This window comes from Clostridium sp. LIBA-8553 (assembly GCF_057782465.1).
In genome coordinates, this window is the sequence record NZ_CM173489.1 from 98,728 (window position 1) to 119,481 (window position 20,754).

The window sequence follows — 20,754 nt, forward strand, 5'->3', positions numbered from 1 at the left end:
GCTTTTATTTAAATTATCTTCTAACTATTCTAATTCCGTAAGGTTCCATTTCAAATGTTTGTTCTACCTTTTCACCTGTTAACATATCTGTTAAGTCAAGGTCTTTAGTATCTATAGACTTAGACTCATTTGAGAAGTTCATGAAGAATACGAACTCATTATTCTCATCCATACGAACTTGAGCGTTAACTCCAGCAGGTAAATCAAGCTCTATAGCTTTCTTTAAGCTCATTTTTTTAGCTAAGTTTCCGTAGAAATCAGCAAGGAACTCATCATTGTTTCTGAATGCTATATAGTAAGCTTCTCCTTGTCCAAATTTATTACAAGTTAAAGCTGGCATACCTTTGTAGAAGTCAGTTTTATATGTTGCAAGAACTTCAGCACCTTCAGAGTGTATTAGGTCACAGAATATTCTAGCTTCATATTCACCTTTCATTCCAAGGCTATTACCTTCTTCAATAGCTACATAGTTTACATCTTCATCATAAAGAGCATCTAACTCTTCAGCCCAGATTCCTGTAACCTTTTTAAGTGGACCAGGGAATCCGCCTAGGAAGCATAGGTCATTTTCATCAACAATTCCACTCCAGTAAGTTGTAACTAGAGTACCACCATTATTAACGAACTCTTCAAGTCTTTCACCTACACCAGGTCTTAATAAGTAAAGCATTGGTGCAACAACTACTTTGTATTTTGAGAAATCACAATCCATGTTTATAACGTCAACTGGAATTGACATATCCCAGAATGCTTTATAGTGCTTTTGACAAGTATCATGATAATCTTTCTTTTCTATTCTTGGACCTTGTGCATCATTAATTGCCCAGTAGTTTTCCCAGTCGTAAATAACTGCTACTTCAGGCTCTACAGATGTTCCAATTACATCATTAAGCTTAGATAAGATTTCTCCAACTTTAGTTACATCTCTAAATACTCTTGTATTTTCATGTCCACAATGGTCAACTACAGCACCATGGAATTTCTCAGATGATCCTCTACTTTTTCTCCATTGGAAGTACTGAACAGTATCTGATCCATGAGCAACAGCTTGAAGAGAAGATAGAACGTGCATACCAGGACGTCTAAGCTTTGCAACTGATTGCCAGTTTGTTGAACTTGGAGAACTCTCCATCATCATAAATGGCTTACCATTTAAAATAGCTCTATTTAAATCGTGAACGAAACCAATTCTACTTCCTTCATGAGCATCACTTCTGTCATCACTATGCCAGTAAGGATAGTTATCCCATGATACAACATCTAGGTAAGGTGCAAATTTCCAGTAGTCTATACCTCTGTAAAGTGATATATAGTCATGGAAGTTAGTAGTTACAGGAATATCAGGTGTGATTTCCTTTAATATACTTCTCTCATGCTTATAGTAATCTAATGTTTGGTGAGTAACAAATCTCATCCAATCTAGGTTTAATCCATGAAGGGCAGGCTCCCCGTGAGGTGCTGGTGCTTCTATTTCATCAAAGCTAGCATATGTGTGACTCCAGAATTTAGCCCACCAAGCATGATTTAATTTATTTATATCATTGTCATATTTTTCTCTTAAAAATTCTCTAAATGCTTTTTCACATAGAGGGCAGTAACATTGTCCTTCAAATTCATTTGAAATGTGCCACATTATTAGAGCAGGGTGGTATTTATATCTCTCTGCTAATAATCTATCTATTATAGCGATTTTTTCTCTATAGATAGGAGAAGTGTAGCAGTGGTTATGACGCTCTCCATATAGATTTCTTACTCTGTTTGGCATAACTCTTAAAGTTTCTGGATATTTGTGAGCCATCCAAATTGGTTTAGCTCCACTTGGTGTAGCAAGTATAACTTGGTTACCATTCTTGTGCATTAAATCCATGATTTCGTCTAACCATTCAAAGTTGAATTTTCCTTCCTCAGGCTCTAACATTGTCCATGAGAATATTCCTACAGCAACAACATTTGTATGTGAAAGTTTCATTAATCTTACGTCTTCACCCCATATATTAGGCATATCAATCCATTGCTCTGGGTTATAATCTGCTCCATGAAGCATTCTTGTTATTTTAGAACTTATTGGTCCAAAGTTTTTCAAAATAATCTCCTCCATATACCATATTAATTAAATTATTTTTATTTAAGTCTGTTTAAAATTTATTTATTAATATAAGTTGAGAGAAGGTAAGGATATAAAAGAAGTCCTTACTTCTCAACTTAACCAGTTACATTATTTAATTAGGTTAATTTAAATTAAGCAATTTTTTCTGAGTTAGATTCATCAACCCATTCATTAGCAATAGCTTTTCCAACTTTTTTCTCATATTTTCTCCAGCAGATTTCAGCGAATCCTAGGAAAACTACTAATCCTATTACGTTATATGCAAGTATGAATATAGGATTTGTTGCTCCAGCTTCTAATGTTCCATTAAAGTAAGCTATAAAGTCTTGTGGTGCTGGAACTGAAGATATTACAAATACTAATGAGAATAATGCAAGTAATAATATACCAATTGCTATACCAAAACCTCTTGGTCCAACTTTGAAGCTTCTTTCCATATCATCTTTCTTAGCTCTTAAAACAATATATCCAACTAAGAAGAATAATACTGGGATTAGAGAAGTTGATGCTGTCATGTTTATTAACATTTCAAGCAAGCTATCTACTGATCCAATTCCTAAAGCTGGTATTAATAATAATACTGTTACAACTGCTGCTTGAACGTATAAAGCATTTACAGGAGTACCTTTTTTATCTGTTTGAGAAATCCACTTACCGAATATTCCCTCAGGAATCTCAGAGAATAATACTTTTACTGGTGCTGCTGTCCATAAAACTAATGAACCTAAAGAAGCAAGCATCATTATAAATCCAACTATGTTTGTTACTATATTTCCTATTCCATAGTGAGAACCTAATATTGCGAAAGCATCAAATAATCCATTAGAGAAGTTCCCGCTTAATGTCTCAGATGGTACAATTAAGCCTACTGATACAGCTCCAAGAGCGTATAAACCACCAACTATTCCAGTTGAGATTAACATTGTTCTTATAAAAGTTTTGTTTCCACCTTTTACGTCTTTAATATATACTCCAATACTTTCAGCTCCACCTACTGCTTGTAATATCCAAGCTAAAACCATGAAGAATTTCCAATCAAACTTTGGCATAATAGTTTCTGCAGTAAATTCTTGAGCAGGAGCTTCCCCTAAGAATAAGATTACTCCAAAAGATAGTAATATAAATCCTAATCCAAGAATTATTCTAGCTATACCAGATACATTTGTTACTTTAGCAACCCAAGACACTCCTTTTGTAGATAAGAAAGTTACTAACCAGAATAACACTATTGATATAATAGATATTAAAACAGTTTTTCCATCAAAGACATTTCTACCAACTACTGTGTAAGATGCGTAAATTAATATCTTTGGCAATAGTGATGTAAAGAAAAATAAATTAACAAAGAAATAAGACCAAGATCCTAAGAATGCCCATCTTGCACCTAAAGATTTCTTTATCCAACTGTTAATTCCAGATTCGGAATCGGAACTAGCTGTTGCAAATTCACCTATCATCAATGCAAATGGTAAGAAATAAAATATTGTACCAAAGATGTAAGATGGTATTGTAGCAAGTCCGATATTTACACTACTATCAATGATGTTTCCAAATGAGAATACTGCTGTAAATGTCATAAGCATTAATGCTCCTGAACTAAGCGACCTTTTTCTTTCACTCATTTTAAATTTCCCCCTTATATTCCATAGTTTTTAATTTGATTTCCTTCAAGGAAACGTTTTCTGTATGTATATAATACCATTTTTTTACTTGTATATTAATGTATAAAGTTTTAATTTTTAGTAAAATAATGAGAAATTTACCAGAAAATTTTACTAAATAATTTTTATTTTAATATTAGTTTTAAGAAGTATTATGTTTGCAAAGATGGTTATGCTTATGTTATATAAATAAAAGGTTTAAGTTAAAATTTTTAACTTTAAAAAAATAAAATATATTATTTAAGGTGATAATTATAAATTAGTTAAAAAATAATTAGTTTTTTAGTAAAACTAATTGGTAAATATTTACTAAAATATTTTTTTGAGATTTTGCACTTTACTATGACTATGAATTATTGATAACTAAGGTCAATTTAGTAGTGAAGAAAATATTTATTTTCACTTAAAATAATAAAAAAGGCAGAATCTTTTCTAGAGATTCTGCCTTTTTTTATTTGAATTTTAGGTTTGAGTATTAAAAATTATTTTAAAGACTTAATGTTTTATGTAATATTGAATAAATAGCAATATGTATTTTAGCTATTTGGTTTCTCTAAAGTTGAAGTACAGTTAGGGCATCTAGTAGCTTTTATATCTATTTTTGTAAAGCAATAAGGACAATCTTTTTCTTTAGCTTTATCTTCAATTTCTTCTTTTTTCATAGAGAAATTTTTAAGTTTATTTATTTGTTTTACTACTATAAAGATAGAAAATGAAATAATTAAAAAGTTAACTAAATTATTTAAAAATAGTCCGTAATTTATGGTAGCTGCACCAGCTGCTTGAGCTTCTTGTAAAGAGTTGAAGTTCTGTCCACTTAAATTTATATATAAGTTTGAAAAATCAACCTTACCAACTAGTCTTCCAACTAAAGGCATTATAATGTCGTTTACTAAAGAGGTTACAATTTTACCAAAAGCACCACCAATAACAACACCAATAGCTAGGTCCATCACATTTCCCTTCATGGCAAATTCTTTAAATTCTTTCCACATATGAGTTTCTCCCTTCAAAAATATATTTACAAACCATAATTTATATTTTTGATTATTAGGCTATATTTTAAACTAGTATTTTAAAAGTTTTTTTATAAATTTCAGTATAATTTAAATAAAAAATTTTATATTATGAGATTTTTGCGTAAAAGAGAAAAGCTAAGTAAGGTAGAGAGTTAGTATTTAAGCCAAAAAGAATGGTTAGGAGGAGAAAGAACTTGGTGAGTAAATCTATGTTTATTTTGTAATATATAAGTCTAATTTATAACTTTTATTTTCATTTTATTCAAAAAAAGTATTGCTTTTTATAATGAATTGTATTAGAATTTAATAAAAATTACTAGTTTTCAGATAGAATTACTAGGATATAAATGCATTGAAAAAGTAAAGTAGCATTTTGGAAGATTACAGAGAGGAAAACGATGGTGAGAGTTTTCTATTTGGAAGGAATGTGAAGTGCACTTTGGAGCAGAAGTCCGAATTTATTAGTAGGGCTCTCCGGGTCCACCCGTTATAGTGGTTAGGCATGATAGTGCTGATTTTTTTGAGTGCAGATATATTTTTATTTTATCTGAATTAGAGTGGAACCGCGAATTACCTCGTCTCTATATTTTTATAGAGGCGAGTTTTTTTATTTTAAATTTTATAATTAGGGGGCTAAAAAATGAATTCAGTAAATTATTTTAATTCTATAGCTAAGGAGTGGAATAGGATAAGAGTAGAGTATTTTAAGGATGAATTAAGAGAAAGGACTATAAATTCTGTTGATATTAATAATAAGGTTATCGCAGATTTAGGTGCTGGTACAGGATTTATAAGTCTTGAAATAGCTAAAAAGGCTAATATAGTTTTTTCAGTAGATTCATCTAAAAATATGCTAGGTGAGCTTTATAAGGCGGCTAAAGAAAATAATTTAAACAATATTTATCCTATAAATAGTGAAGTAGAGGATCTTCCGCTCTTTGATGATTCAATTGATTTAATTTTTATGAATATGGCATTACACCATGTAGAAAATCCAGGTAAGGCTATTAAAGAAATATATAGAATATTAAAACCATGTGGAAAGGTAATTATAACTGATGTTTTAGAACATGATGGACAATGGGCAAGGGAGGAGATGTTTGATGTTTGGTTAGGATTTAACTATGATCAACTAATAAATTGGTTTGAAGAGGCATATTTTAAAAATATCTATGTATCAAATACTGGGTTAGTTGCTAGGGGAGAATCATCACTTGGGGAAGTAATAGAACCTGGCATTTTTATGGCAATAGCGAAAAAATAGAGCTGTTAAGAAAGTTAATTTGATATTGGCAATTTAAAAAGATTATTTAAAGCAAAGCAAAAATAAAAGGAGTGGTAATTATGAAGAAGAATTCTTTATTAATACATGGGGGCATAAGTATAGATGAAAAAACTGGGGCAGTTAATATTCCAATATACCAAACATCTACATACAAACAAAAAGCCTTTGGAGAAAATAGTGGATATGAATATTCAAGAACAGGAAATCCCACTAGAGAAGCTTTAGAAAAGCTGGTTGCAGATATAGAGTATGGAAAAAGAGGATTTGCCTTTGCATCAGGTCTTGCAGCAATTACAGCAGTGTTAAGCCTATTTAAGAGTGGAGATAAAATATTAATCACTAATAATCTTTATGGCGGAACTTTTAGAGTAATTGATAAGGTGTTTTCTAACTTTGGAATAGGCTATGAAATTATTGATGACTTTACAAATCTTGAAGAGAAAATAGATAAAGATGTTAAGGCTATATACATAGAGACACCAACAAATCCACTATTAGACATTATAGATATAAGAATGGTAGCAGATAAGGCTAAGAAACATGACTTATTAACAATAGTAGATAACACATTTATGAGTCCATATTTCCAAAATCCATTAAATCTTGGAGCTGACATAGTAATTCATTCAGCTACTAAATATCTTGGAGGACATAGTGATTTGGTTGCAGGACTTGTTGTTGTTAATGATGAAGAGCTTGGTGAAAGAATACATTTCATACAAAACTCTACTGGTGGAATACTTCAACCTTTTGATAGCTTCTTGTTAATAAGGGGAATCAAAACTTTATCAGTAAGAATGGATAGACATGAATTAAATGCTAGGTTCATAGCTGAGAGATTAAGTGATTTAGATGGAATAGAGAATGTGTATTATCCAGGACTTAAAAGCCATGAGGGGCATGATATTCAGAAGAAGCAAGCTTCAGGTTTTGGAGGAGTAATTTCATTTACTTTAAGTGATAAATATGATTATGAGAAATTTTTCAATAATTTAGAACTTATAACTTTTGGAGAAAGCTTAGGGGGAGTTGAATCTTTAGCATGCCACCCTGCTTCAATGACTCATGCAGCTATGCCTATAGAACTTAGAGAACGCATAGGAATAACAGATAGTTTAATAAGAATTTCTGTTGGTATAGAGGATAAAGATGATATTTTAGAAGACATAAAACAAGCTTTAGCTAAGGCTGGTGATGAAAATGAAATATTATAACGATATAAGAGATTTAATAGGGAATACTCCAATATTAAAATTGAATAATATAAAGACTAAAGATGGAGTAAATGTCTATGCAAAAATAGAGGGGAATAGCCCTGGGGGAAGTTGCAAAGATAGGATTGGCATCTATATGGTAGATAAGGCTGAAAAAGAGGGAAAGCTCAAGGAAGGGTCTACTATTATAGAAGCTACAGCTGGTAATACTGGTATTGGTATAGCTTTAGCAGCTATTAATAAGGGCTATAAAATAATATTTATAGTTCCTGATAAATTTTCTATAGAGAAACAAAAAATAATGAAATCTTTAGGTGCTGAAATAATAAATACTCCTAAAGAAGAGGGGATGGAAGGAGCTATAAGGTTAGCAAATTCATTATTAAGTGAAATTCCTAATTCACTATCTTTGAATCAATTTACAAATGAAGCAAATCCATTAGCTCATTATGAGACTACTGGAAAAGAACTATATGAGGATTTAGATGGAGAAATTGATTATTTCGTTGCTGGAGCAGGAAGTGGAGGAACATTTTCAGGGGTATTAAAGTTCTTAAAAGAGAATATCCCAGATGTAAAGGGAGTATTAGCTGATCCTGTAGGCTCTACTATTGGTGGAGGAGAATGTGGAAGTTATAAAATAGAAGGAATAGGAAATAATTTTATTCCTGAAACTATGGAAATGAGCTTAGTTGATGATGTTATAAAAGTGAGTGATGATGAGGCTTTTGATACAGTAAAGTTATTAGCTAAAAAAGAAGGATTGATAGTAGGTTCATCATCAGGGGCAGCTCTTGCAGCGGCATTGAAGTTAGCTGAGAAAATAGAAAAAGGAAATATAGTAACAGTATTTCCTGATAGAGGAGATAGATACTTTAGCACTGAATTATTCTAAAAATAAAATATGATTTAATTATGTGTTGTTTTGATCTATTTTTAGTTTTATTTAAAAAATAATATTCTTTTAAAATATAGCGTAAAAATAAGTAAATTGAATATTTATTATATATAAATATTTTAAAGTAAATATAACGTAGACACTATACAAGATATTAAAAGGAGATGGGTTAAATGGTTAAAGTTGAAAGTTTTGAATTAGATCACACAAAGGTTAAGGCACCTTATGTTAGAAAAGCAGGAATAAAGGTTGGGCCTAAAGGAGATATTGTTTCAAAGTTTGATTTAAGATTTGTACAGCCTAACAAGGAGCTTTTAAGTGATACTGGAATGCATACATTAGAACATTTCTTAGCTGGTTTCATGAGAGAAAAATTAGAGGATGTAATAGACATATCACCAATGGGATGTAAAACAGGTTTTTATTTAACTAGCTTTGGAGATGTTGAAGTTAAGGATGTTATAGAAGCCTTGGAATATTCATTAACTAAGGTTTTAGAGCAAGAAGAAATTCCTGCAGCAAATGAATTACAATGTGGAAGTGCAAAATTGCATTCATTAGAATTAGCTAAGAGTCATGCTAATAAAGTTTTAGAAAACGGAATAAGCGATAGATTTTATGTAGATTAAAGGGAGACGAGTGTCATAAAAGTAAATAGATTTTAATAAAGAATATATTAAAAAGCCATGAATAGGAATATCTATTCATGGCTTTTTATGAGTGTATGTATCTTTGAATTAAGGGAAAATAACTTGTTTAGTTTTTAGATTTTGATTTAGTTTACTTTTAAACTTATAAATTAATAAATTTATTATATCACAAAGGAAGTTTAATGATATTTTGTAGAATTATTATTATTTAGCTTAGATATAATTTGAGGTGATTAAGTTTAGGAAAAATAACAGTTTTATTAAATAACTTGAGGTTATTTTATGTTTAAAATGACAAAAGGGTAAAAGTTAAGATGAAATTAGTTAGAACTATGTAATACAATATTATTAAAGGAATGATTATTTTTTTATATTTACATATATTTTTTTAGATTAAATAAATAGAATAAATAATGGATATATAGGAAAAAGAATTTTTAATCAAGAATATATTCTACATAAAGATAACGTATATAATAATACTTGAGATAAACTTGTTTGATGTGACGTAACTTAAGAAGGTGAATAAAATGAATTTTAAGAGTTTATATATAGATGCTATAAATTTATCATCTAATATTTTAGAGAAAATTACTAAACCTAGTTTTGCAGCTAAAATTTATAAGATGATTTTCCAATTAGGGGATTTTCCAAAACCTAAAAATTTTAGTGAGATATCTAAGAGCTTAGAGGTTAAGAACGATATTACTTATGAGTCATCAATTTTAAATAATAACAAACTGGATATATATTATCCTAAGGATGTTAATAAGAAAATGCCAGTTATAATGTGGATTCATGGTGGAGGATACATAGCTAATAGTAAGGAGACAGTTAAGAATTATATGATGACTTTAGCCAATGAAGGCTTTGTTGTGGTTAATATAGATTATGCCTTAGCGCCGAAATATAAATATCCAAGCCAAATTACTCAATGTAATGAAGCTTTAAAATACGTTTGGGATAATATAGAGAGATTTAATGGAGATAGAGATAATATATTCATTGGAGGAGATTCAGCTGGAGCTCAAATGGCAAGTCAATTAGGAGCTATTATAAGTAATGAAAATTTAGCTGAAGAAATGAATTTAAAGCCAAGCATATCTAATAGTGGCTTAAGAGGGGTTATATTGTTTTGTGGATTATACGATATGGACACTGTTAGAGCAACTAAGTTTCCAGGGATTCAAACATATATGCAATGCTTAACTGGAGTTAAAGATTTTGAACATTATAAAAGAATAGACGAGCTATCAACAATTAAGAATATAACTCCTAATTATCCTAGTACATTTTTAACAGTTGGTGATGTTGATCCTTTTGTAGACCAAGGAAAAGAGTTAGCAGCTTCACTAAGAGATAAGGGAGTTAAGGTTACTTCAAGATTCTTTGAAAATAGGAGCTTATGGCATGAATATCAATTCAGATTTTCTCTTCCAGAGTCTCGAGAAACATTCAAAAGTGTAGTTGACTTTTTAAAAGAAAATAGTAAATCATAAAAAATGAGGCTTTATACCAGAGTTAAAGTTAGAATCTCTGAGTTAAGCCTCATTTTATTTATTTTATATAAATGTTGATTTTAACTTAAGGCTCTGTTCTAGATAAATCTTAGTTTTTAGTTAGTCCTTCAGTTCTATCTAAAAATCAAAACTAGTTTAAAACATAGCCTAGCTTAAAGTTAAACTTTATAATTTTAGTTTCCGGCACTTTCGTAAGAGGAAACCCCTTTAAGCCATATCATATAGGCTACAAGAATAGTGGCAACACCTACTATTAAGGTTAATATAATTCCAATAAAAAAGCCTTCTTTTCCAAGAAGATAGGTTCCTGGATAATACCCTGTAAAAGCAAATGGTATTAGAAAAGTTAATAAGAACTTTATGGCACTTGGATAAATATTTATAGGATATTTAGCAAAGTCACTTAATCCATAAGCCATTTGGACATGTCTAAAGCTTGTTTTAGTCCAAAATGATATTGATGCTGTAGCAAGTTTTACACCTGTGTATATAAGGGTACCTCCTATAACAGCGATTATGAACCCTATAATCCAAAGAGGAGTAACTTTTACTCCAAGTTTTATTCCTGAATAAATAACAAGTATAATTCCAACTATAAGTTCTCCAAAACCTTCAGGTTGAAACCTTTCTGCTATTACTTGAAACAATGGATTTAAAGGTCTTAATAGGTATCTGTCAAATTCACCATGAACTATACTTTTCCAACAAAAAATCCAAAGATAATCAGTAAATATATGGTCAATCCCTCTTGGAATTTGAGAAAATCCATATATGAAGATTATTTCGTAAAAACTCCATCCGGCTAAAGTAGGGATATTATTGAATATAAGAGAAATAAATATTAAAGAAGTAGCTTGTACTAAGAAAAATCCAAAGATTCCATAAATAAAGTCTTCTTTATATTCCATTAAGGTTTTTAAATATTGTTTTAAAAATTGTATATAAATTCTATAATATCTTTTCATGCTTTTAACCCCCTTGAATAGTTAATTTATCAATTATTCTATTCCACATAACCTTAGATAAGCCCATAAGTATAATAACCCAAAGAAGTTGTAATCCAAGGGATTTAGCTATTTCAATAGAGCTTAATTTATTAAGATAAATCATAGCAGGGGTATATATTATTGAGCTAAAGGGTAAGAAGTTAAATAGCTTTTGTACTATTTCAGGAAAGAATGTAAGTGGAATCATAGCTCCTGAAACAAGCATTATAATAGCACGAGCGATTTGAGTTATTCCCCATATGTTATAGAATTTAAAAGCTAATAATCCAAACATATAAGAGTAATAAATATTAATTAAAAAACCTAAAATAATACTAATTAAAAATATTAAAAGTGAAATTAGGTTAATATTTATTCCGTTATATAATGCATAAATACTAACTAAAATTGCACCAGGTAAAAACAGGGTTAAGAAGGAAAATATAAAATTCCCTATTGCTATGAATATTATTCTTAGTCTATAGTTTATGGGTTTAGTTAAGGTCATAGCAATAGAACCATCCCTAACCTCAAAGGATATATCACGGCTTATATCAGCACTGGTAACGATTCCGATTAAAAGCGTAATCATAACATAAGTAAGCATTTCTTTTAGAGTGAAACCTTTCATAACTCCTTCTTGTGAACTACTATAAATAGCTATCCAAAGAAAATAAGTAACACTTATCATAATTAATTGACCTATTAATCCCATGAATAGGTTGGCTTTGTAAGCTGAGAGTTTTTTAAAGTTACCTTTAGCAAAGGAACTATAAACTCGTATTGTTTTAAAGAAATCCATAGTTACACCTCATTTCTATAGATTTTCTTAATGATATCTTCAATGCTACTTTCTCTTAATAAGAAGTCTGAAACATCAACCTTTTCCATAACCTTTGAAAGGATTTTAGAAGCGCTTATTTTGTTTTTATTGAAGTTTATAATAAGCATACCATTTTCAATGTATTCATTTAGATCCTCATCTTTCAAAGTATATAGAGTTTCATTATTATCTGAGATAAATAAATCTTTTAAATTTAAAGTGTTTTTAAAATCCTTTTTGCTTTGAATTTCTAACGTAGTCATATAACCATATTTCTTTTTAATGTCCTCCAGGCTACCATCATATATTTTGGTTCCTTTGTCTATAATAATTATTCTTTCGCAAAGTTCCTCAATATCACTTAAATCATGAGTTGTAAGTATAATGGTTGTCCCAAACTCTTTGTTTATTTCTTTTATGGCTGTTCTAACCTTTTCTTTTACAACTACATCTAAGCCAATGGTTGGCTCATCCAAGTATAATATTTTAGGACTATGTATTAATGAGGCGGCTAAATCTCCTCTCATTCTTTGTCCTAGGGAAAGTGTTCTAACAGGGCGCATCATAAATTCATCTAAATCTAGAGTTTTATTTAAGAATTTCATGTTTTTTTCGAATAATTCATCTGGAATAGAGTATATGTCCTTTAAGATAGTAAAGGTCTCTGACAGAGCCAGGTCCCACCAAAGCTGAGTTCTTTGTCCAAAAACAACTCCAATATCTTTAGCATTTTTTTCTCTTTCTTTGTAAGGAATTCTTCCATTAACTAAGACTTCTCCAGAAGAAGGGGTTAGGATTCCTGTCATCATCTTAATAGTAGTAGATTTACCAGCTCCATTTGATCCAATATAACCAACAATTTCTCCACTACCAATTTCAAATGAAATATCAGAGACGGCAGTCTTAAAATCAAAGTCGTTGGTAAAAAGAGATTTAAATGCTCCTTTAAGTCCACTTTCTTTTTTTCGAATTTTAAATTCTTTAGTTAAGTTTTCAACTTTTATCAAAAAATCACCTCCTAAAAAGTTCTCAATAATTATCCCTTAGCATATTAGTTAAATTAAAAATAAAATCTATCTGAATACGATTAACCAATGATGCTTATTATATTTTAGTTCTTTTCCAGTAAAATTACAATTAAAATTTTAATAGCTTTTCAAAGATAAAAAACATATTCACTAAATAAATAATTAAAATATTATTGTAATTAAATATTATTTGGGAAAATTGATTTTAAGTAAAAAATATTGTTTTAAATGAATTTAGATTTTTAAGAAAAAGGCATAATTAGATGCTTTAAAGATTACACTTATAGTAAATATTTAGAGTATATATTTAAAATGTAATTAGGGAGGTATTATGAAGAAAAATATTAGGATAAAACCTAGCAAGAGTCAATCTATGCTAGGTTTTATAGCTGGTTTAATATTTGTGTTTATAGGAGTGTTTGTAGCTATTCCTAGTTCTGGACTATTTGGAGTGCTTTGGACTTTAATTGCCATTGTAATAACTGTAACCCATGGAATGAATGCCTTTGGTAATAAGGGCGTAGCAACAGAGATTATTGAAATTTCTTCAGAGGATGATCTTAAAATAGATGGGAAGTTAAGGAAAGGGAACGTGGAGGAAGAATATAACTTTGATGAAAAGCTTAGAAAGTTAAAAGAATTAAGGGATGACGGTATTTTAAGTAATCTAGAATATGAAAGGAAAAAGCAAGAAATATTAAATGAAAAATGGTAAGTAAAGTATATACAGATTAATTTAATGAATTAGATAGAATTAAATAAGCTTATTTTAGGAGTTAATGAGAAGAGCTAATAAAATTTAGCTCTTTTTATTATGAAATAAATTTTCAAAAATAAAATTATGAAAATAAAATGAAAAAAATATGAATTAAAATGGCTAAAAATATAGGTTTTATACACATTTGGAAAAATAAACAACCATAAAATAGAAAAATATTTTCAAAAAGTATTGAAATGTTATCAGAAAAGGATTACAATAAAAACATAAAGAAAATAATTTTCAGAAAAAGGTGATAGAATGTTAGATGGGGTAAAAGGGAATTTAATAGTTTCTTGCCAAGCTTTAGCAGATGAACCTTTGCATAGTTCTTTTATTATGGGAAGAATGGCAATCGCAGCTAAGGAAGGTGGAGCAGTAGCAATAAGAGCACAAGGTGTTAGTGATATCAATGAAATAAAAGAGGTTACAAAACTTCCTATCATTGGAATAATAAAGAGAAATTACGATGATTCAGAAATTTATATAACGCCGACTATGAAAGAAGTGGACGAGCTTTTAGGAACAGGTTGTGAAATGATAGCATTAGATGCTACAAAAAGAAAAAGACCTAATAACGAAAATATAAAGGATTTAGTTGATGCTATTCATGAAAAAGGAAAATTAGCTATGGCTGATGTATCAACTTTTGAAGAAGGTATTGAGGCAGAAAGGATAGGATTTGATTGTATATCTACAACACTTTCAGGATATACACCATATTCTAAGCAAAGTAACAGTGTTGACTTTGAACTTTTAGAAGAGTTAGTAAAAACGGTAAAAATCCCGGTTATTTGTGAGGGAAGAATAAACACTCCAGAAGAGCTAAAGAAGGCATTTGATTTAGGTGCATATTCAGCAGTGGTTGGAGGAGCAATAACAAGACCACAGCAAATAACTAAGAGATTTACTGATATTTTAAAATAAATTAAATATTTAAAGGATTTTGGGAGGAGAAGAACAATGAAAGGTATTTATTCAGCATTATTAGTTTCATTTGACAAGGATGGAAACATCAATGAGAAGGGATTAAGAGAAATAATTAGACATAATATTGATGTATGTAAAGTAGATGGTCTTTATGTAGGAGGAAGTACTGGAGAGAACTTCATGCTTGCAACTGATGAGAAGAAAAGAATATTTGAAATTGCTATGGACGAAGCAAAGGGACAAGTTAAATTAATAGCTCAAGTAGGATCAGTTAATTTAAAAGAGGCCGTAGAGTTAGCTAAGTTTACTACAGATTTAGGATATGATGCAATATCAGCAGTTACACCATTCTACTATAAATTCGATTTCAATGAAATAAAACACTATTATGAAACAATAATAAATTCTGTTGATAATAAACTTATAATTTACTCAATTCCATTCTTAACAGGAGTAAATATGTCAATAGATCAATTTGCTGAGCTTTTTGAAAACGATAAGATTATCGGAGTTAAATTCACAGCAGCAGATTTCTACTTATTAGAACGTATGAGAAAAGCATTTCCAGACAAATTAATCTTTGCTGGATTTGATGAAATGATGTTACCAGCTACAGTACTTGGAGTTGATGGAGCTATAGGATCAACATTTAATGTAAATGGTGTTAGAGCAAGACAAATCTTTGAAGCTGCTCAAAAAGGTGATATTAAAACAGCTTTAGAAGTTCAACATGTAACTAATGATTTAATAACTGATATCTTAAATAATGGTCTTTACCAAACAATTAAGTTAATTCTTCAAGAGCAAGGTGTTGATGCAGGATATTGCAGACAACCTATGAAAGAAGCTACTGAAGAAATGATTGCAAAAGCTAAGGAAATTAATAAAAAGTATTTTTAAAAATGAGACATTTTAAAATATAGTGAGTTTTAAGAGGGATGAAATAGTAGGCTAATCTTTAAGGTTAGCCTACATAAAAAATTTAAGAGGGGAGAATTGGTATGCAAGGGTTTACGAAGTTTGATTTAGTTGTACTAGTTGTTTATTTAGGGGCTGTGCTTTATGCAGGATTAAAGTTCTCTAAGAAAGAGATGAAAGGTAAAGAATTCTTCAGAGGTGACGGAACTATTCCTTGGTGGGTTACTTCAGTTTCTATATTTGCAACTTTATTAAGTCCGATTTCATTCTTATCATTAGCTGGTAACTCTTATAAGGGAACTTGGATTATGTGGTTTGCTCAACTTGGTATGTTTGTGGCAGTACCTCTTACAATAAGATATTTCTTACCAGTTTATAGTAGACTAGATATAGATACAGCTTATGAATATCTAGAAATAAGATATAAAGATAAAGGACTTAGAATTCTTGGAGCTATAATGTTCATTATTTATCAAATAGGACGTATGGCAATCATAATGTACTTACCATCAATGGTATTAGCAAATCTTACAGGCATAAATGTTTATTTACTTATCGTAGCAATGGGCGTAATAGCAATAATTTACTCATATACAGGTGGATTAAAGTCAGTATTATGGACAGACTTTATTCAAGGATGTGTACTTATAGCAGGTATTGTTTTTTCATTAATATTCTTAATTTCAACAATAAATGGTGGATTTGGAGCTATCATGAGCGAATTAACTGAGGGTGGAAAATTCCTAGCTTCAACAGAGCCAATATTTAATGCGAACATATTTAAAACAAGTGTATTCTTATTAATAGTTGGAGGAGGATTAAATACTTTCTCATCATATATTTCAAGTCAGGATATAGTGCAAAGGTTTACTACAACTACAGATATAAAACAATTAAAGAAAATGACTTACGGTAACTTAGTATTATCATTATTCGTAGCAACTGTATTCTACTTAATAGGAACAGCTTTATATGTTTTCTATAATCAAAATCCACAGTTATTACAAACTGCTCAACAAGACCAAATTTTTGCATCATATATAGCTTTCCAATTACCAGTTGGTATAACAGGTATAGTTCTTGCAGCTATCTATGCAGCAGCACAATCAACACTTTCAACTGGATTAAACTCAGTTGCAACAAGCTGGACTTTAGATATCCAAAACTTTATAACAAAAGATATGTCAATGGAAAAGCAAACAAAAGTTGCTCAATATATATCTTTAGGTGTTGGTATAGCTTCAATAATAATGGCAGTAATCCTTGCAAATGGTGGAGTAAACTCAGCTTACGAATGGTTTAATGGATTTATGGGACTTGTTCTTGGAGTTTTAGCAGGAATCTTCGTATTAGGAATATTCTTCAAAAAAGCTACAAAAGCAGGAGCATATGCTGGATTTATAGCATCAGCAATTGCTGTTATAGTATGTAAATACGGCGGATTTGACGTAAGTATCTGGTCATACTCAATCATATCAATAGGAGTTTCAGTTATAGTTGGAATGATAGTTTCACTAATGACTCAATCTCAATTAGTTGATGAAAAAACTTTAAATGAAGCAACAGTCTATTATGACAAAAATGAAGTTGTAAATGGATAGTTATAGATAATATTCAATTAGAGTAAGTGTTGATTTTTGAGTAGTTCCTACCATCTATTTAAAGATCAACACTACTTTAAAATTCATTGTTTTTAGAGGTGAATGAAATGATATTCGGCAATTTAATAAATTTAGAAAGTTATGATTATCTACCAAAGCTTGTTAAGGAAGCTTTATTACATGCAAAAAACAATAATGTAATAGAGTTTGAGCCAGGTACTCATGAAATAAAAGGTGAAGAGCTGTTCTTTAATAGAGTTAATTACACTACAAAAAATAAAGAAGACCGTTTTTGGGAGGGTCATAAAAAATATATAGATGTTCATGTGGTTTTCAGTGGAAAGGAAAGAATCGATCTTAACTTTAAAGAAAATTTAGAGTTTAAAGATTTTGTACAAAAGGATGATTTCTTAGCTTTTGAAGGAGATGAAAATTCCACAGTTGTTTTAGAAGAAGGAGATTTCCTTATTTGCTATCCAGAAGATATACACATGACTTGCTTAAAGGCTGATGATGAGCCTTCAGATGTTAAAAAAGCTATTTATAAAGTAATTTTATAGTATTTTATTTTATGAGGTTGTATCAAAACTTAAAATAATAAACCATGAAATCAAAATAATTGTCCAGGTTTATAATTTTATTTTAAGTTATTTTTGATACAGCCTTTATTGCTTATAATAAGTTCTAGAGGATATTAATTTTTATAGAGGTGATATGTATGGGTTTATTTGCAGTTATAGATATAGGCGGAACTAGTATAAAGTATGGAGTTATAAATGATGAAGGAACATTGTTAGAGATTAATGATAGAGATACTGAAGCTTATAAGGGTGGACTAAGTATAATAGATAAGGTTAAAGAAATTATCAGTGAGATTAAGATTCATAATGATATAAGTGGAATATGTGTATCAACAGCAGGAATGGTATGTCCTAAGGAAGGAAAGATTGTATATGCTGGTCCAACAATACCTAATTATACTGGAGTTGAAGTTAAGAAGATATTAGAAGAGGAATTTAGTTTACCTTGCTTAGTTGAGAATGATGTAAACTGTGCAGCTTTAGGAGAATTCTTTGGGGGAGCTGGTAAAGGCACCCAGTCAATGGCTTGTTTAACAATAGGAACAGGAATTGGGGGAGCTCTAATTATAGATGGAAAGATACTTCATGGATTTAGTAATTCTGCTGGAGAAATAGGATACATGATGGTTAATGGAGAGCATATTCAAAATATTGCATCAGCCAGTTCTTTGGTTAAGAATGTGGCTTTGAGAAAGGATGTTGATGCTAGTAGTATAGATGGAAGATATGTATTAGATAACTATGAAAATGGAGATTTAATATGTAAGGAGGAAGTTGAAAAGTTAGCTGATAATTTAGCTTTAGGAATTTCAAATATAGTCTATTTAATAAATCCTGAAGTGGTTGTCTTAGGTGGGGGAATAATGGCTAGAGAAGAAGTTTTTAGACCTCTAATAGAAAAGAGTTTAAGAAAGTATTTGATAGAATCAGTTTATAATAATACTAATATAGCCTTTGCAAAGCTTAGAAATACCGCTGGAATGAAGGGAGCATTTTATAATTTTAAAGAAAACTTTAAGCAGCCATCTTTGTAATTTGATTATTAAGAATGATATACTTGAAATATAGAATATTAGCTTTGATTTAGAGTATATTGGTTTTTACTTATTATATATTAATTATTAGATAAGGATGCAATATAAACATAGAGCTGAGTCAAAATATTAAAACAGTAAGAGGTATTTTATGGGGATATTAGAACAACTAGAAAATCCAAAATTTAAAGCGACTAAATCAGAAAAGACATTAATTGAATATATAAAATCAGACTTAGACAACATTATATATAAATCCATATCTGTAATAGCAAAGGAATCTGGAGTTGGAGAAGCTACTATAACAAGATTTACAAAGAAACTTGGATTTAATGGATTTCAAGACTTTAAGGTTACTTTAGCTAAGGAGCTTTCTAATAAGAAGAATACAAGTATTATAAACTTGCATGTTCATAGAGATGAAAGTGTTACAGAGACTGCAAATAAGATGTTAAAATCATCTACTAACATATTAGAGCAGACAGTTAGAAATATTGATGTTGATTTAATGTGCAAATGTAAAAATCTCATAATGAATGCTAAAAGAGTTTATTTCATAGGTATAGGATATTCTGGTATAGCAGCTATGGATATAAACTATAAGTTCATGAGAATTGGATTTACAACTGTACCTATAACAGACAGCCATACAATGGTTATTATGTCATCTATAATGAATAGAGATGATGTAATAGTTGCTATATCAAACTCAGGTACAACTAAAGAAGTAATAAAAACAGTTAAACAAGCTAAGGAGAACGGAGTTAACATAATAACTTTAACTGAAGATAGTGATAATCTATTAAGAAAGCTAGCTGATTATGAACTTACATATACATCAGCTGAAACAATTTTTGAAACTGGATCTATCTCTTCAAAAATACCACAAATATTTTTACTAGATTTACTTTACACAGAAGTAATTAAAGAAATGTTTAGTGAAGCTGTTGAGAAGAAGATAAAGACTACTAGTGCTATTGAAGGATTAAATATTGATAATTAAATATTTACTTTGATTTAAGTTAAAGTAATTAGTTCTAATAGATTAATAAAAAAGAGTTAGGTAAGTTTCCTAACTCTTTTTACTTTGTTCTTTTAGAGAATACTATATCAAAACATGTTATTCCAAAAGCAAAAGTAAGTGCTGAAAGTAACATTTTGCTAAGTCTTAAATTAGGTAATTGTAGCATAAAGTTACCTATTAACCCAAGCATCATAATACTTATAAAAAATATTACAAATTTGAATCCTTCTTTTTTTACCTCTTCAAAAGTAAATTTTTTCACTGTAAATAACACTCTTATTAATATATAAAAAGGAATCAGTATTGCAAGTATAGCATAAGCAGTAACGAATGTAAGAGCACTTTTACTTGGGACATCTTTATATATTATAAATAGTGTAACCATAGTCATAAAAATAAATAAAGAGTAAACAAAAGCATCTAAAGTACGTATGTTTCTTTTTTTCATTAATAATACCCCCCTCTAAAAATTCTTCCTATAGTATTGATTATACACAAAATTTTAACAATTAAATAGAGAAAGAGAGTAACATGATAGTTACAAAGACCTTAAATTTTATATAAATATTTCTAAAGAAAAAGAAAAGATTCTTTAGAAATATTTAAATTATACATATATACCACTTAGACATGAAAAGTAACCACATAGTCAAAATCTATTTAAGGAGATATTGGGAGATTATATACTGTTAGTAGGAAAGAAAAATGAGTATAGTTA

General features: G+C 29.7%; 19 protein-coding genes and 1 other annotated feature. Of the genes, 12 read left to right on the plus strand and 7 right to left on the minus strand.

Features of this window, described 5'->3' with window-relative positions; genetic code table 11:
- Positions 1–13 precede the first annotated feature (13 nt).
- From AC2JAQ_RS00415 to mscL, 3 genes are all read right to left on the minus strand, one after another.
- Entirely contained in the window at positions 14–2,083 is a 2,070-nt protein-coding gene (locus AC2JAQ_RS00415; protein ID WP_488457376.1) for a beta-galactosidase, read from the minus strand.
- 155 nt (positions 2,084–2,238) lie between these two features.
- Positions 2,239–3,729, minus strand: a complete 1,491-nt coding sequence (locus AC2JAQ_RS00420) for an amino acid permease (RefSeq protein ID WP_488457377.1) — start codon at positions 3,727–3,729, stop codon at positions 2,239–2,241.
- A gap of 575 nt (positions 3,730–4,304) precedes the next feature.
- Positions 4,305–4,763, minus strand: coding sequence for a large conductance mechanosensitive channel protein MscL (gene mscL / locus AC2JAQ_RS00425; RefSeq protein ID WP_423239719.1), 459 nt, complete (start codon positions 4,761–4,763; stop codon positions 4,305–4,307).
- 367 nt (positions 4,764–5,130) lie between these two features.
- Positions 5,131–5,373 (plus strand) — a binding site (T-box leader).
- Positions 5,374–5,427: 54 nt separating this feature from the next.
- On the opposite strand from mscL, the gene AC2JAQ_RS00430 reads away from it, so the two are divergent.
- The 5 genes from AC2JAQ_RS00430 (at position 5,428) to AC2JAQ_RS00450 (ending at position 10,333) form a co-directional block, all read left to right on the plus strand.
- Complete coding sequence (locus AC2JAQ_RS00430; RefSeq protein WP_488457378.1) at positions 5,428–6,051, plus strand: class I SAM-dependent methyltransferase; 624 nt, start codon at positions 5,428–5,430, stop codon at positions 6,049–6,051.
- 80 nt (positions 6,052–6,131) lie between these two features.
- Positions 6,132–7,286, plus strand: a complete 1,155-nt coding sequence (locus AC2JAQ_RS00435) for a trans-sulfuration enzyme family protein (RefSeq protein WP_488457379.1) — start codon at positions 6,132–6,134, stop codon at positions 7,284–7,286.
- Positions 7,273–8,181 carry a cysteine synthase A gene (gene cysK / locus AC2JAQ_RS00440; RefSeq protein WP_488457380.1) on the plus strand — a complete coding sequence of 303 codons (909 nt, stop codon included), beginning with the start codon at positions 7,273–7,275 and terminating at the stop codon, positions 8,179–8,181. Before AC2JAQ_RS00435 ends, cysK begins: the two co-directional genes overlap by 14 nt.
- Positions 8,182–8,357: 176 nt before the next feature.
- Entirely contained in the window at positions 8,358–8,813 is a 456-nt protein-coding gene (locus AC2JAQ_RS00445) for an S-ribosylhomocysteine lyase (protein WP_488457381.1), read from the plus strand.
- Between the two features lie 551 nt (positions 8,814–9,364).
- Positions 9,365–10,333 carry an alpha/beta hydrolase gene (locus AC2JAQ_RS00450; protein ID WP_488457382.1) on the plus strand — a complete coding sequence of 323 codons (969 nt, stop codon included), beginning with the start codon at positions 9,365–9,367 and terminating at the stop codon, positions 10,331–10,333.
- Positions 10,334–10,527: 194 nt separating this feature from the next.
- On the opposite strand, the gene AC2JAQ_RS00455 is transcribed toward AC2JAQ_RS00450, so the two are convergent.
- Genes AC2JAQ_RS00455 through AC2JAQ_RS00465 form a run of 3 tightly spaced genes read right to left on the minus strand, consistent with a single transcriptional unit; the run spans position 10,528 to position 13,170 of the window.
- Entirely contained in the window at positions 10,528–11,319 is a 792-nt protein-coding gene (locus tag AC2JAQ_RS00455; protein WP_488457383.1) for an ABC transporter permease, read from the minus strand.
- Positions 11,320–11,323: 4 nt separating this feature from the next.
- Entirely contained in the window at positions 11,324–12,142 is an 819-nt protein-coding gene (locus AC2JAQ_RS00460) for an ABC transporter permease (protein WP_488457384.1), read from the minus strand.
- Between the two features lie 2 nt (positions 12,143–12,144).
- Positions 12,145–13,170, minus strand: coding sequence for an ABC transporter ATP-binding protein (locus AC2JAQ_RS00465; protein WP_488457385.1), 1,026 nt, complete (start codon positions 13,168–13,170; stop codon positions 12,145–12,147).
- Positions 13,171–13,522: 352 nt separating this feature from the next.
- Between AC2JAQ_RS00465 and AC2JAQ_RS00470 the strand changes: the two genes are divergently transcribed.
- The 7 genes from AC2JAQ_RS00470 to AC2JAQ_RS00500 all read left to right on the plus strand — a co-directional run bounded on the left by AC2JAQ_RS00470 (position 13,523) and on the right by AC2JAQ_RS00500 (position 20,015).
- Positions 13,523–13,906 carry an SHOCT domain-containing protein gene (locus tag AC2JAQ_RS00470; RefSeq protein WP_488457386.1) on the plus strand — a complete coding sequence of 128 codons (384 nt, stop codon included), beginning with the start codon at positions 13,523–13,525 and terminating at the stop codon, positions 13,904–13,906.
- Between the two features lie 303 nt (positions 13,907–14,209).
- Complete coding sequence (locus AC2JAQ_RS00475) at positions 14,210–14,875, plus strand: N-acetylmannosamine-6-phosphate 2-epimerase (protein ID WP_488457387.1); 666 nt, start codon at positions 14,210–14,212, stop codon at positions 14,873–14,875.
- Positions 14,876–14,911: 36 nt separating this feature from the next.
- Positions 14,912–15,778 (plus strand): N-acetylneuraminate lyase, encoded by an 867-nt coding sequence (locus tag AC2JAQ_RS00480; RefSeq protein WP_488457388.1) that lies wholly within the window; start codon positions 14,912–14,914, stop codon positions 15,776–15,778.
- 101 nt (positions 15,779–15,879) lie between these two features.
- The gene (locus AC2JAQ_RS00485; RefSeq protein WP_488457389.1) at positions 15,880–17,397 is read left to right on the plus strand and encodes a sodium:solute symporter family protein; all 1,518 of its coding nucleotides are present in this window, start codon (positions 15,880–15,882) and stop codon (positions 17,395–17,397) included.
- Between the two features lie 107 nt (positions 17,398–17,504).
- The gene (locus AC2JAQ_RS00490; RefSeq protein ID WP_488457390.1) at positions 17,505–17,957 is read left to right on the plus strand and encodes a NanQ anomerase/TabA/YiaL family protein; all 453 of its coding nucleotides are present in this window, start codon (positions 17,505–17,507) and stop codon (positions 17,955–17,957) included.
- A 158-nt stretch (positions 17,958–18,115) separates the two neighbouring features.
- Positions 18,116–19,012 carry an ROK family protein gene (locus tag AC2JAQ_RS00495; protein WP_488457391.1) on the plus strand — a complete coding sequence of 299 codons (897 nt, stop codon included), beginning with the start codon at positions 18,116–18,118 and terminating at the stop codon, positions 19,010–19,012.
- A 151-nt stretch (positions 19,013–19,163) separates the two neighbouring features.
- Entirely contained in the window at positions 19,164–20,015 is an 852-nt protein-coding gene (locus AC2JAQ_RS00500; RefSeq protein WP_488457392.1) for a MurR/RpiR family transcriptional regulator, read from the plus strand.
- Positions 20,016–20,094: 79 nt separating this feature from the next.
- Here the strand turns inward: AC2JAQ_RS00500 and AC2JAQ_RS00505 are convergent, their stop codons facing one another.
- Positions 20,095–20,484: a hypothetical protein gene (locus AC2JAQ_RS00505; protein ID WP_488457393.1), complete on the minus strand. Its 390-nt coding sequence runs from the start codon at positions 20,482–20,484 to the stop codon at positions 20,095–20,097.
- Between the last annotated feature and the right edge of the window lie 270 nt (positions 20,485–20,754).